This is a genomic window from Burkholderia sp. FW306-1C-G01B (assembly GCF_058781685.1).
In genome coordinates, this window is the sequence record NZ_JBYSWZ010000011.1 from 70,766 (window position 1) to 83,481 (window position 12,716).

General features: G+C 67.6%; 11 protein-coding genes. 6 read left to right on the forward strand and 5 right to left on the reverse strand.

The genetic code is table 11. The annotated features are described in order from the left end of the window. Positions 1 to 109 precede the first annotated feature (109 nt). Complete coding sequence (locus AC3WLY_RS22090; protein ID WP_310142877.1) at positions 110 to 1,981, forward strand: ABC transporter transmembrane domain-containing protein; 1,872 nt, start codon at positions 110 to 112, stop codon at positions 1,979 to 1,981. Between the two features lie 107 nt (positions 1,982 to 2,088). On the opposite strand, the gene murU is transcribed toward AC3WLY_RS22090, so the two are convergent. Together murU and AC3WLY_RS22100 are read right to left on the reverse strand one after the other, a co-directional pair. Then, complete coding sequence (gene murU / locus AC3WLY_RS22095; protein WP_204424464.1) at positions 2,089 to 2,808, reverse strand: N-acetylmuramate alpha-1-phosphate uridylyltransferase MurU; 720 nt, start codon at positions 2,806 to 2,808, stop codon at positions 2,089 to 2,091. A 31-nt stretch (positions 2,809 to 2,839) separates the two neighbouring features. Continuing rightward, positions 2,840 to 3,889 (reverse strand): aminoglycoside phosphotransferase family protein, encoded by a 1,050-nt coding sequence (locus AC3WLY_RS22100; RefSeq protein WP_175962023.1) that lies wholly within the window; start codon positions 3,887 to 3,889, stop codon positions 2,840 to 2,842. Positions 3,890 to 4,112: 223 nt separating this feature from the next. Between AC3WLY_RS22100 and AC3WLY_RS22105 the strand changes: the two genes are divergently transcribed. From AC3WLY_RS22105 to gloA, 5 genes are all read left to right on the forward strand, one after another. Continuing rightward, positions 4,113 to 6,473 carry an LPS-assembly protein LptD gene (locus tag AC3WLY_RS22105; protein WP_175962022.1) on the forward strand — a complete coding sequence of 787 codons (2,361 nt, stop codon included), beginning with the start codon at positions 4,113 to 4,115 and terminating at the stop codon, positions 6,471 to 6,473. A gap of 51 nt (positions 6,474 to 6,524) precedes the next feature. Then, positions 6,525 to 7,883, forward strand: coding sequence for a peptidylprolyl isomerase (locus tag AC3WLY_RS22110; protein WP_492309918.1), 1,359 nt, complete (start codon positions 6,525 to 6,527; stop codon positions 7,881 to 7,883). A gap of 11 nt (positions 7,884 to 7,894) precedes the next feature. Then, positions 7,895 to 8,881: a 4-hydroxythreonine-4-phosphate dehydrogenase PdxA gene (pdxA, locus tag AC3WLY_RS22115; RefSeq protein ID WP_492309917.1), complete on the forward strand. Its 987-nt coding sequence runs from the start codon at positions 7,895 to 7,897 to the stop codon at positions 8,879 to 8,881. A gap of 49 nt (positions 8,882 to 8,930) precedes the next feature. Next, entirely contained in the window at positions 8,931 to 9,758 is an 828-nt protein-coding gene (rsmA, locus tag AC3WLY_RS22120; protein ID WP_175962019.1) for a 16S rRNA (adenine(1518)-N(6)/adenine(1519)-N(6))-dimethyltransferase RsmA, read from the forward strand. Between the two features lie 146 nt (positions 9,759 to 9,904). Continuing rightward, entirely contained in the window at positions 9,905 to 10,294 is a 390-nt protein-coding gene (gene gloA / locus AC3WLY_RS22125) for a lactoylglutathione lyase (protein ID WP_031401084.1), read from the forward strand. A gap of 108 nt (positions 10,295 to 10,402) precedes the next feature. Here the strand turns inward: gloA and AC3WLY_RS22130 are convergent, their stop codons facing one another. Genes AC3WLY_RS22130 through gmhB form a run of 3 tightly spaced genes read right to left on the reverse strand, consistent with a single transcriptional unit; the run spans position 10,403 to position 12,708 of the window. Continuing rightward, a complete protein-coding gene (locus AC3WLY_RS22130) occupies positions 10,403 to 11,290 on the reverse strand; it encodes a YgjP-like metallopeptidase domain-containing protein (protein WP_310142857.1) in 888 nt (295 codons plus the stop codon). Positions 11,291 to 11,336: 46 nt separating this feature from the next. Then, positions 11,337 to 12,101, reverse strand: coding sequence for a lysophospholipid acyltransferase family protein (locus AC3WLY_RS22135; protein WP_072443470.1), 765 nt, complete (start codon positions 12,099 to 12,101; stop codon positions 11,337 to 11,339). A 43-nt stretch (positions 12,102 to 12,144) separates the two neighbouring features. Next, positions 12,145 to 12,708: a D-glycero-beta-D-manno-heptose 1,7-bisphosphate 7-phosphatase gene (gene gmhB, locus AC3WLY_RS22140; protein WP_034178978.1), complete on the reverse strand. Its 564-nt coding sequence runs from the start codon at positions 12,706 to 12,708 to the stop codon at positions 12,145 to 12,147. Positions 12,709 to 12,716: the final 8 nt, after the last annotated feature.

Below are 12,716 nucleotides of genomic sequence, written 5' to 3' on the forward strand. Positions count from 1 at the left end.
GCGGCGCGAAGCGGCTTCTGCGACAATACAACGTTCGCAAATTGTACGAGAAAGCGGGCGAGCCGGCCGCCGAGGCACGCGTCCGGCACCGCCGCCGATCCTTCCCCCCATGCGCCGATTTCCTGCTTCCGGCGAGCCCGCGCCGGCTTCGACCGGGCCCCGCAACGACTGGCAGACCATCCGGTCGCTGCTGCCGTACCTGACCACCTACAAATGGCGCGTCGCGCTCGCGCTCGCCTGCCTGATCGGTGCGAAGGTCGCGAACCTCGGCGTGCCGGTCGTGATGAAGCGCATCGTCGACCACCTGTCCTACGTGCAGCAGCTCACCGCGCTCGGCCGCGCCGAGCAGTCGGCCGGCATTGTGCTCGCGGGCGGCGTCGGCCTGCTGGTCGTCGCGTATGCGTTCGTGCGGCTGTCGACGTCGCTGTTTACCGAGCTGCGCGAGATCCTGTTCTCGAAGGTCACCGAGAGCGCGGTGCGCCAGCTCGCGCTGCAGGTGTTCCGGCACCTGCACGGGCTGTCGCTGCGGTTTCACCTGGAGCGCCAGACGGGCGGCATGTCGCGCGACATCGAGCGCGGCACGCGCGGCATCCAGCAACTGATTTCGTATTCGCTGTACAGCATCCTGCCGACGCTCGTCGAGGTCGGGCTCGTGCTCGGCTTCTTCGTGGTCAAGTACGAGGCCTATTACGCGTACGTGACGTTCGCGGCGCTGGTCACGTACATCGTGTTCACGGTGAAGGTCACCAACTGGCGCACGCACTTCCGCCGCACGATGAACGAACTCGATTCGCGCGCGAACGCGCGGGCGATCGATTCGCTGATCAACTACGAGACGGTGAAGTACTTCGGCAACGAGGAGTGGGAAGCGCAGCGCTACGACGAGAACCTGAAGCGCTACCGCAAGGCCGCGATCCGCTCGCAGAACTCGCTGTCGGTGCTGAACTTCGGCCAGCAGGCGATCATCGGCACGGGGCTCGTGTTCATCCTGTGGCGTGCGACGCAGGGCGTGCTCGCGGGCAAGCTGACGCTCGGCGATCTCGTGCTGATCAACACGTTCATGCTGCAGCTCTACATTCCGCTGAACTTTCTCGGCGTCGTCTATCGCGAGCTAAAGCAGAGCCTCACCGACATGGACCGGATGTTCGGGCTGCTGTCGGCCGCGAAGGAAGTCGCGGACCTGCCCGATGCACGGCCGCTCGCGGTGGCCGGCGCGCAGGTTCGCTTCGAGCACGTGAACTTCGCGTACGAGCCGGCGCGATCGATCCTGCACGACGTGTCGTTCACGATCGACGCGGGCACGACGACCGCGGTGGTCGGTCACAGCGGCTCGGGGAAGTCGACGCTGTCGCGCCTGCTGTTCCGCTTCTACGATCTCGACCGGCAGGCGGGCGGCGCGATCCGGATCGACGGCCAGGACATTCGCGACGTCACGCAGGATTCGCTGCGCGCATCGATCGGGATCGTGCCGCAGGACACCGTGCTGTTCAACGACTCGATCTACTACAACATCGCGTACGGCCGGCCGACCGCGACCCGCGACGAGGTGGTCGCGGCCGCGCGCGCCGCGCACATCCACGATTTCATCGAAAGCTTGCCGAAGGGCTATGACACGCCGGTCGGCGAGCGCGGGCTGAAGCTGTCGGGCGGCGAGAAGCAGCGCGTCGCGATCGCGCGTACGCTGCTGAAGGATCCGCCGATCCTGCTGTTCGACGAAGCGACGTCGGCGCTCGATTCGCGTTCGGAACGCGCGATCCAGCACGAGCTCGACCAGATCGCGCGGCATCGCACGACGCTCGTGATCGCGCACCGGCTGTCGACGGTCGTGCACGCGCAGCAGATCCTCGTGATGGATCACGGGCGGATCGTCGAACGCGGCACGCACGACGAACTCGTGCGCGCGGACGGGCTGTATGCGCAGATGTGGGCGCTGCAGCAGCAGCGCGCGGCGGCGGGCGGGGAAGAGGCCGAGGCCGCGTGAGCGGCGATGCTGCGCGCGGTGGCGCGCAGCGGGAAGGCGGCGGTCCGCCGCAAGGGCGCGCGGGCGGCGCAGCGGCACGACGCGGCGCCGTGCCGTCCGTCGTCCGGTCAGCCCGCGGCGCGCAGCCGCGCGTCGAGCTCGCCGAGCTGCGCGGGCGTGCCGACGTTCTCCCAGATGCCTTCGTAGAGTTCGCCGCTCGCGCGGCCGGCTTCGATCGTCGCGCGGAAGTACGGCGTCAGTGCGCGTCGCGTGCCGGGCGCGAGATCGCGGAACATCCGCGTGTCGTACAGGCCGATGCTGCCGAACGTGACGCGCTCGCCGCCGTCGAGCGACAGGCGCCCGTCGCCACCGAGCACGAAGTCGCCGGACGGATGGAACGGCGGATTCGGCACCATCACGAGATGCATCGCGGGCGCGTCGAGCGCCGACATGCGCGCGGCGGGGGCGGCGAGCTTCCCGTAATCGAATTCGGCGAACACGTCGCCGGCCACCGCGACGAACACCGTCGACCGCCCGTCGTGTTCCAGCAGCGGCAGCGCCTGAGCGATGCCGCCGGCGGTCTCCAGCGCTTCGCCTTCGGCCGAATACGCGAGCCGCACGCCCCAGCGCGAACCGTCGCCGAGCGCGGCCTCGATCCGTTCGCCGAGCCACGCATGGTTGATCACGATCGTCTCGATGCCCGCGCGTGCGAGCGCTTCGATCTGCCAGACGATCAGCGGCTTGCCGCCCGCTTCGAGCAGCGGCTTCGGGCGGGTGTCGGTCAGCGGGCGCATCCGTTCGCCGCGCCCGGCAGCGAAGATCATCGCCGTGGTCAGGGTGTCGCTCATGTTCGGCTGGGTATCAGGGCAGTCGGGACGGTCAGAACGTATAGCCGACGTCGGCCGGCGCGTTGCCCTCGAGTTCGTCGAGCAGCTTCGCGAACGGCACGAGCGGGCGGTAGCGCAGCGCGACCTTGCGCGCATACGCGAGGAAGCGCGGCAGGTCGTTCAGGTAGTGCGGCTTGCCGTCGCGGTAATTGATGCGCGCGAACAGGCCGAGGATCTTGATATGGCGCTGCAGCCCCATCCATTCGAGCTGGCGGTAGAACTCGCCGAAATCCGGATCGACCGGCAGGCCGGCCTTTTTCGCCTTTTCCCAGTAATACGCGAAGCAGTCGAGCTCGAACTCCTCGTCCCAGCTGATGAATGCGTCGCGCAGCAGCGACACGACGTCGTACGTCAGCGGCCCGTAGACGGCGTCCTGGAAGTCGAGCACGCCCGGATTCGGCTCGCAGACCATCAGGTTGCGCGGCATGAAGTCGCGCAGCATGAAACCCTGCGGCTGCGCGTACGCGCTGGCGACCAGCAGCGCGAAGGTGCGCTCGAGCGTGCCGCGCATCGCGTCGGTGACGGGCTTGCCGAGGTGGCGGCCGACGAACCATTCGGGCAGCAGCTCCATTTCGCGGCGCAGGAACGCTTCGTCGAACGGCGGCAGCACGTCGGGCTTCGACGTGAGCTGGAAGCGGATCAGCGCGTCGAGCGCGTCGCGCATCAGCGGCCGCGCGGCGGCCGGGTCGGCCGGATCGAGCACCGAGATGTACGGCGTGCGGCCGAGGTCCGTCACGAGCATGAAGCCCGCGTCGAAGTCGTGGGCCAGGATGTCCGGCACGTGATCGCCGGCCGCGGCGAGCAACTGCGCGACCTGGACGAACTCGCGGCACTTCTCGGGCGGCGGCGCGTCGACGGCGATCAGCGCGCCGCCAGGGCTCGTGGCCGACGCGACACGGAAATAACGGCGGAAACTGGCGTCCGACGACGCAGGCGCGAGAGTCGACAGGTCAAGGGCGTAGCGCCCGGCGAGCGGGCGCAGCCACGCGGTGAGTGCGTCGAGGCGGGCGTCGGGCTGGGATGCGGCGGATGGGGGCGTCATGAAACTCGGGGGAGGGGAGAACGTCTTGCCATATAATACCCCACGACTTTTTTGACGCGCCCCGCGTCAGCTTCCGCCGTACAGGCCCGCGGCCTGTCGCGCCGTCCGCCCGATCGCCTCCCCGGTTTGCGCTCAGCCGCAGTCGCGGTTCGACGGCGCGGCCCGCCGTGCGCGAGTGTGCCGTGAAGGCGCGGTTGACAAGGGGCGATTCGCCAAACGATAGATGCCGCCCAAACCGCTATTCCCGAATGTCTTCCCCGGTGACGGGGCGCCGCGCAAACGGCGGCTCGCGCTCGCGCTCCTGGCCGTGCCGGGCCTCGTGCCGGCCGTGTCGTACGCGCAGCTGTCGGGCGCGGCTGCGCAGCCGCAGCCGCTCGACTCGCCGTGGGATCTGCGTCTCGCACCCCAGCTCGAGGATCATCCGCTGAAGGACGGCGCGAAGCCCGCTGCCTTCGTGATCGCCGACCACACGAGCGGCACGGCCGAGCAGGACCTGGCCGCGAAGGGCTCGGCCGAGCTGCGGCGCGGCGACGCCGTCGTGAAGGCCGACGCGATCCACTACGATCAGGATACCGACATGGCCGATGCGTACGGCCAGGTCAAGGTGGTCAATGGCGGCACGTCGTTCGCGGGCCCCGAGGCGCATCTGAAGATCGAGGCGAACCAGGGCTTCATGACGGCGCCGAAGTACCACTTCAACGTGACGGGCGGGTCGGGCAGCGCGGAGCGCGTCGACATGGTCGACAACGAGCGCTCGGTGTTCGTCAACGGCACGTACACGGCGTGCCAGTGCTCGACGAACCCCGCGTGGTACATCAAGGGCAGCCGCTTCGACTTCGATACGGGCGCCGACGAAGGCACCGCGCGCAACGGCGTGCTGTTCTTCCAGGGTGTGCCGATCTTCGCGAGCCCGTGGCTGACGTTCCCGCTGTCGGGCGAGCGGCGCAGCGGCCTGTTGCCGCCGACGTTCTCGATGAACTCGAACAACGGCTTCGAGCTGTCGCTGCCGTACTACTTCAACATCGCGCCGAACCGCGACCTGACGCTTACGCCGCGCATCATCTCGCGGCGCGGCGTGATGACCGAAGCGACGTTCCGCTACCTGTCGCCGTCGTATTCGGGCACGTTTACGGCCAATTACCTGCCGGATGACCGGCTCGCGCACCGCAACCGCTACGCGATCTACTGGCAGCACCAGCAGAACTTCGGCGGCGGCTTCGGCGGCTACGTCTACTACAACAAGGTCTCGGACAACACGTATCCCGAAGATCTCGGTTCGTCGAACCAGTTCATCAACGGGACGCAGACGCTGTACCAGCAGGAGGCCGGCCTCACGTACAACAACGGCCCGTGGTCGGTGCTCGCACGCTACCAGCACTGGCAGACGCTGCCGCCGTCGATCGCGCCGTACAGCCGCGAGCCGCAGTTGAACGTGAAGTACACGAAGTACAACGTCGGCGGCTTCGACTTCGGCGCGGAAGCCGACTATTCGCGGTTCCGCATCACGACGGCCGATGCGACCGAAGGCGACCGGATCGTCTTCAACCCGTACATCGCATACGGCGTGTACGGCCCCGGCTACTTCGTCGTGCCGAAGGTCCAGTACCACTTCGCGTCGTACGACCTGAGCCACCTGTCGTCGGGCACGTCGAACAATCCGAAGCGCTTCACCGAGTCGATCCCGACCGTGAGCTTCGACTCGGGCCTGATCTTCGACCGCTCGGTGCGCCTGTTCGGGCAGGACTTCATCCAGACCCTCGAGCCGCGCCTGTACTACGTGTACACGCCGTATCGCGACCAGTCGAACGCGCCGCTGTTCGATACCGCGGAATCGGACTTCGGCCTCGCGGAGATCTACCAGCCGAACACGTTCGTCGGCAACGACCGGATCGCCGATGCGAACCGGATCACGGCCGGCCTCACGTCGCGCTTCATCGATCCGCGCACCGGCGACGAGCGTGCGCGCTTCGTGATCGCGCAGCAGTACTACTTCGCCGATCAGCGCGTCACGCTGAATTCGGTGCAGCCTGCGGCGCAGGCGCGCCACTCGGACCTGATCGTCGGCGCCGCGCTGAAGCTCGGCTCGGGCTTCATGTCGGAGACGGCGTTCCAGTACAACCAGAACAACAACCAGCTCGTGAAGTCGAGCATCGGTTTCGGCTACAGCCCGGGCGAGCGCCGCGTGATCAACGTCGGCTACCGCTATACGCGCGCCAACCCCACGCTCGACGGCCAGCCGATCAACCAGTTCCTGGTGTCGGCGCAATGGCCGCTCACGCGCCGCCTGTATGCGATCGGCCGTTTCAACTACGATCTGGCCGGCGATCGCGTGGTCGACGGTCTGCTCGGCTTACAATACGACGCGGATTGCTGGGCGCTCGGGGTCGGGGTGCAGCGGGCTGCGAACGGCATAAATTCGTCGGGACAGCAGAACTCGTCGACGCGCTTCATGATGCAGCTGACGCTCAAGGGCTTGTCGACCATCGACAACGGCCTCGTGTCCGCATTCCGCGCCGGGGTGCCGGGCTACACGCCGCTGCCGCCGCCGCCGCCGCCGATGTCCCGCTTCAGCAACTACGAGTAACGCAGGCTTGTCTGCACCGGTCAGCACGATTTCAATGGAGTATCAGTGGCAATGAAGAAATCCCTTCGTTTCGCGGCAGTCGTGTCCAGCCTCGCCGCGTCCGCCGCGCTGCTCGCCGCCGCGCCGGCCGCGGCGCAGGCGCTCGGTTCGCGAGGTGCGCAGCTCGCCGACGAAGTCGTCGCGGTCGTCAACAACGACGTGATCACGGGCCGCGAACTCGACCAGCGCGTCGGCCTGATCGCGCGCCGGCTGCAGCAGCAGAACGCGCCGGTGCCGCCGGCCGATCAGTTGCGTGCGCAGGTGCTGAACCAGATGGTGCTCGAGCGGATCCAGGTGCAGAAGGCCAAGGACGACGGGATCCGCATCGACGACGCGACCGTGCAGTCGACGCTGCAGCGTCTCGCGCAAGCGAACGGGATGACGCTCGAGCAGTACCGCGCGCGTCTGGAGTCGCAAGGCGTGCCCTGGAGCATCTTCACGAGCGATGCGCGTACCGAGCTGATGCTGTCGAAGCTGCGCGAGCGCGAGGTCGACGGCAAGATCACCGTGTCGGACGCCGAGGTCGCGAACTACATCGCGAGCCAGCGCGGGCCGAACGCGGCACAGCAGCAGGACCTGCGCTTCCAGCACATCTTCATCAAGGCGCCGACCAACGCGCCGCAGGCCGACATCGAAGCCGCGCAGAAGAAGGCCGACGCGTTGCTGCAGCAAGCGAAGTCGGGCGCCGATTTCGAGCGGCTCGCGAAGAACAACTCCGAAGCGAACGACGCGAAGAAGGGCGGCGACCTCGGCTTCAAGGCGCCGAGCGCGCTGCCGGCCGAAGTCGTCGATGCCGCGTCGAAGCTGCGCCCGGGCCAGGTCAACCCGACGCTGATCCGCGTGCCGGACGGCTTCGAGATCGTGCGTCTCGTCGACCGCCGCCAGAGCCAGGGCGCTTCCGCCGCGGCGCCGAAGATCGTCCAGACGCACGTGCGCCACATCCTGCTGCGCGTGGGCGAAGGCAAGTCGGAAGGGCAGGCGCGCCAGCAACTGGCCGACATCCGCAACCAGGTCGAGGCGGGCGGCGATTTCGCGAAGTTCGCGCGCACCTACTCGCAGGACGGTTCGGCGTCGCAGGGCGGCGATCTCGGCTGGATCAGCCCGGGCGAAACCGTGCCGGAATTCGAGCGTGCGATGAACAACCTGCAGGACGGCCAGATCAGCCAGCCGATTCGTACCGAGTACGGCTACCACCTGATCCAGGTGCTGAGCCGCCGCGAGGCGGAAGGCTCGGTGCAGCAGCAGATGGACATCGCGCGTCAGGCGATCGGCCAGCGCAAGGCCGAGCAGGCATATGCCGACTGGCTGCGCGAGCTGCGCGACTCGTCGTACGTGCAGTACAAGATCGGCGGCGCCGGCCCGGCGAACTGAACGAGCCTCCGATGACCACGCCCGCGCTGCAGATCGCGATCACGACCGGCGAACCCGCGGGCGTCGGCCCCGAGCTGACCGTGCAGGCGCTGCGAGATGCCGCGCAGCGCTGGCCCGACGCGCATTTCACCGTGCTCGGCGATGCGGCGCTGCTCGACGCACGCGCGGCGGCGGTCGGCGCGAACCCGGCAACGCTCGCCGGCGGGCAGGTGTCGGTCGCGCATCACGCGCTCGCCGCGCCCGTGCAGGCGGGCAAGCTGGACGCGGCGAACGGCCGGTACGTGCTCGACCTGCTCGACGCGGCGATCGACGGCGCGCTGGCAGGCCGGTACGACGCGATCGTTACCGCGCCGCTGCAGAAGAGCACGATCAACGATGCGGGCGTGCCGTTCACCGGCCATACCGAATACCTGGCCGAGCGCACGCATACGCCGCGTGTCGTGATGATGCTGGCGGGCACCGGCGCCAGGCCGCTGCGCGTCGCGCTCGCGACCACGCACCTGCCGCTGAAGGACGTGTCGGCCGCGCTGACGGTCGACGGGCTCGTCGAGACGCTCGCGATCATCGATCGCGACCTGCGGCGCGACTTCGGTCTCGCCGCGCCGCGCATCCTCGTGACGGGCCTGAACCCGCACGCGGGCGAGAACGGTTATCTCGGCCGCGAAGAGATCGACGTGATCGCGCCGGCGCTGGCCCGCGCGAATGCGCAGGGTATCGACGCGCGCGGCCCGTATCCGGCCGACACGCTGTTCCAGCCGCGCCATCTGGCCGATGCCGATTGTGTGCTCGCGATGTTCCATGACCAGGGGTTGCCCGTGCTGAAGTACGCGACGTTCGGCGAGGGCATCAACGTGACGCTCGGGCTGCCGATCATCCGCACGTCGGTCGATCACGGCACCGCGCTCGATCTGGCCGGTACGGGCCGCGCCGATCCGGGCAGCATGGTCGCCGCGCTCGATACGGCCGTCACGATGGCGCGCCATCGCCGTGCCGCCTGACGCGGCCCGACCTCACCCCATTCGCCGTATTTTTCGTTTTATTGAGTCGATGTCGAACAGCAGACAGCACCAAGGCCACTTCGCGCGCAAGCGCTTCGGGCAGAACTTCCTCGTCGATCACGGCGTGATCGATTCGATCGTGTCGACGATCGGTCCCGCGCGCGGCCAGCGCATGGTCGAGATCGGCCCCGGGCTCGGCGCGCTGACCGGGCCGCTGATCGAGCGTCTCGCGACGCCCGAGGCGCCGCTGCACGCGGTCGAGCTCGACCGCGACCTGATCGGGCGCCTGCAACAGCGCTTCGGCGCGCTGCTCGAACTGCACGCGGGCGACGCGCTCGCGTTCGACTTCGGTTCGCTCGCGGCGCCCGGCGACAAGCCGTCGCTGCGGATCGTCGGCAACCTGCCGTACAACATTTCCAGCCCGCTGCTGTTTCACCTGATGACGTTCGCCGATGTGGTCATCGACCAGCATTTCATGCTGCAGAACGAAGTCGTCGAGCGGATGGTCGCGGAGCCGGGCACGAAGGCGTTTTCGCGGCTGTCGGTGATGCTGCAGTACCGCTACGTGATGGAAAAGATGCTCGACGTGCCGCCGGAATCGTTCCAGCCGCCGCCGAAGGTCGATTCGGCGATCGTCCGGATGATTCCGTACGAACCGCACGAACTGCCGGACGTCGATCCGGTGCTGCTCGGCGAAATCGTCACCGCCGCGTTCTCGCAGCGCCGCAAGATGCTGCGCAATACGCTCGGCGACTATCGCGAGACGATCGATTTCGATGCGCTCGGCTTCGATCTCGCGCGCCGTGCGGAGGACGTGAGCGTGGCCGAATACGTCGGTGTCGCGCAGGCGCTCGCGGCGGTGCGCAACGCCGGGTAACGCGCATGGCGCGGGCCGGACCAACGGATGTCGCGACGAGGCTGCCCCGCAGGGCAGCTTTTTTTGCGCTCGTACCTTTCTTCGCATGTCCGGCTGCCGTCTGGTAGAGTTTCCGGTTCTGGAAAGTCCCCACAGGAGTACACAACATGCGTTTGCTGCATACGATGCTGCGAGTCGGCGATCTCGACCGCTCGATCAAGTTCTACACCGAATTGCTCGGCATGAAGCTGCTGCGTCGCGAGGATTATCCGGAAGGCAAGTTCACGCTCGCGTTCGTCGGCTACGAAGACGAAAGCACGGGCACCGTGATCGAGCTGACCCACAACTGGGACACGCCGTCCTACGATCTCGGCAACGGCTTCGGCCACCTGGCGGTGGCGGTGGAGGATGCCTACGCGGCTTGCGAGAAGATCAAGGCGCAAGGCGGCAAGGTCACGCGCGAAGCGGGGCCGATGAAGCACGGCACGACCGTGATCGCCTTCGTCGAGGATCCGGACGGCTACAAGATCGAGTTCATCCAGAAGAAGGCGCACTGAGCGCCGGATGAGCAGGCCGCGGCGCACGATGCGCGCGGCGGCGGTGCGAACGGGCGGTGCGGGGTGACCCGCATCGCCCGTTCGCGTTTGCAAACAAGACGTTGCGCGTTACAGCGACGGCAGCAGCTCGGGCGGGTGGTGCTTGAGCGTGTGCCGCGCTTCGCGGAACTCGGGGAAGATCGATTCGACGGTCTGCCAGAAGGCCGGGCTGTGGTTCATCTCGCGCAGGTGCGACAGTTCGTGCGCGACCACGTAGTCGACGATCGACATCGGGAAATGGATCAGCCGCCAGTTCAGGCGGATCTTGCCGTCGCTCGAGCAACTGCCCCAGCGCGTCGCGGCCGACGACAGCGCGTACATCGAATACGTGACGCCGAGCTTTTCCGCATAGACCGCGAGGCGTTCGCCGAAGATCCGCTTCGCCTCGCCCTGCAGCCAGCCCTGCACACGATCCTTGATCTGCTGCATGTCGGCCTGCGCGGGCAGCGGCAACGAGAGCCGCAGCGCATCGGCGTCGAACCCGACGGCGCCCGCGCCGAGCGCGATCGTCACCGTCTTGCCGAGATACGGAAGCTGCGCGCCGTCGCGCCAGTCGATCTGCGGCAGCGCGCGCTGCTCGGTGCGCGTCTTCCACTCCGCGAGCTTCGCGAAGATCCAGCGTTGCTTCTCGGAGATCGCGGCTTCGATATCGGCGAGCGTGACCCAGCGCGGCGCGGTGATCGACAACCCGCTGCCGTCGATCGTGAAGCCGATCGTGCGTCGCGCCGAACGCTTCAGGCGGTATTCGAGCACGCGGCTGTCGAGTGCGAACGTGCGCACGCGCGAACGGTCGGGCGCCGGGCCCGGATCGAGCGGTGCGACGGGCGCCGCCTCGGGCGCCGGCGGCGGCGTGGCGGGCGCAGACGGTGCGGCGGCCGGCCCGTCGAAGAGCGGCAGATCCATCTGGCGATGATCGAGAGCCACGACGGCTGGCCGTGGCCGCGGACGCTGTTTCATCAGTTCGCTTCTTTTTGACGTACGCAACGGCTGCAATCCGCGGGATTCAGACTCGCGCGGCATCGCGCGTGCCGGCATTGCCCGCCTGACGATACGCATCGGGATCGATACGGCGCATTTCCGCTTCGATCCATGCTTCGACCTGCGAGTTCAATGCATCGGGCGTCAGCCCGTCGACGGGAATCGGCTTGCCGATCGACACGGTAACGACGCCCGGGAATTTCATGAACGAGTTGCGCGGCCACACCCGTCCTGCATTGTGCGCGATCGGCACGACGGGCGTGCCGGTTTCGATCGCGAAACGCGCGCCGCCCGTCTTGTACTTGCCCTGCTTGCCGACCGGCGTGCGCGTGCCCTCGGGGAACATGATCATCCATGCGCCTTCCGACAGGCGCTTCTTGCCCTGGCGGATCACCGAGACGAACGCGTTCTTGCCTTCCTTGCGGTTGATGTTGACCATGTGCAGCATCCCGAGCGCCCAGCCGAAGAACGGCACGTACAGCAGCTCGCGCTTGAACACGTAGCAGAGCGGCTTCGGCATCAGCGCCGGAAACGCGAGCGTCTCCCACGCGGACTGGTGCTTCGACAGCAGCACGGCCGGGCCGTCGGGCAGGTTGTCCATCCCTTCGATCCGGTAGCGGATGCCGTTCAGCCAGCGCACGACCCACAGCGTCGACTTGCACCAGCCGGCCGCCATCCAGTAGCGCGCATCGGGGCGCATGAACGGGAACGCGATGAAGCACGCGGTGGCGTACGGCACCGTGTACAGGATGAAGTAGATCAGCAGCAGCAGGGAGCGGACGAAGCGCATCGGCGTGAGTCTGGCGTTGGGGAGGATGCGCGCGGCAGCCGCATCACTCGTGTTCGTGTGAAAGGAAATCGAGCGCAAATGCGCGCAGGTCGTCGTGGACCTTCGTGCCGGGCGGCAGATTGCCGGCGGCGAGCGTCTTCTTGCCCTTGCCGGTCAGCACGAGGTGCGGCTGGAAGCCGACCGCGACACCGGCCTGCAGGTCGCGCAGCGAATCGCCGACGGCCGGCGTGTGACCGGGATCGATCTCGAAGCGCTCGGCGATCATCTGCATCATGCCGGGCTTCGGCTTGCGGCAGTCGCAGTGATCCTCGGCCGTATGCGGGCAGAAGAACACCGCGTCGATGCGCGCGCCGACCGCGGCCGCCGCGCGATGCATCTTCAGGTGCATCTCGTTGAGCGCGGCCATGTCGAACAGCCCGCGACCGATGCCGGACTGGTTGGTCGCGACGACCACGCGATAGCCCGCGTGGTTGAGCCGGGCGATCGCCTCGAGGCTGCCGGGCAGCGCGATCCATTCGTCGGGCGTCTTGATGAACGCATCCGAATCGACGTTGATCACGCCGTCCCGGTCGAGGACGACGAGTTTTCGGGTGGGGCTGGTCGGCATCGTGCGGC

Coding starts and splice junctions, on each gene's coding strand:
- AC3WLY_RS22090 (WP_310142877.1), top strand. CDS start 110: ATGCGCCGATTTCCTGCTTCCGGCGAGCCCGCGCCGGCTTCGACCGGG.
- murU (WP_204424464.1), bottom strand. CDS start 2,808: ATGAGCGACACCCTGACCACGGCGATGATCTTCGCTGCCGGGCGCGGC.
- AC3WLY_RS22100 (WP_175962023.1), bottom strand. CDS start 3,889: ATGACGCCCCCATCCGCCGCATCCCAGCCCGACGCCCGCCTCGACGCA.
- AC3WLY_RS22105 (WP_175962022.1), top strand. CDS start 4,113: ATGCCGCCCAAACCGCTATTCCCGAATGTCTTCCCCGGTGACGGGGCG.
- AC3WLY_RS22110 (WP_492309918.1), top strand. CDS start 6,525: ATGAAGAAATCCCTTCGTTTCGCGGCAGTCGTGTCCAGCCTCGCCGCG.
- pdxA (WP_492309917.1), top strand. CDS start 7,895: ATGACCACGCCCGCGCTGCAGATCGCGATCACGACCGGCGAACCCGCG.
- rsmA (WP_175962019.1), top strand. CDS start 8,931: ATGTCGAACAGCAGACAGCACCAAGGCCACTTCGCGCGCAAGCGCTTC.
- gloA (WP_031401084.1), top strand. CDS start 9,905: ATGCGTTTGCTGCATACGATGCTGCGAGTCGGCGATCTCGACCGCTCG.
- AC3WLY_RS22130 (WP_310142857.1), bottom strand. CDS start 11,290: ATGAAACAGCGTCCGCGGCCACGGCCAGCCGTCGTGGCTCTCGATCAT.
- AC3WLY_RS22135 (WP_072443470.1), bottom strand. CDS start 12,101: ATGCGCTTCGTCCGCTCCCTGCTGCTGCTGATCTACTTCATCCTGTAC.
- gmhB (WP_034178978.1), bottom strand. CDS start 12,708: ATGCCGACCAGCCCCACCCGAAAACTCGTCGTCCTCGACCGGGACGGC.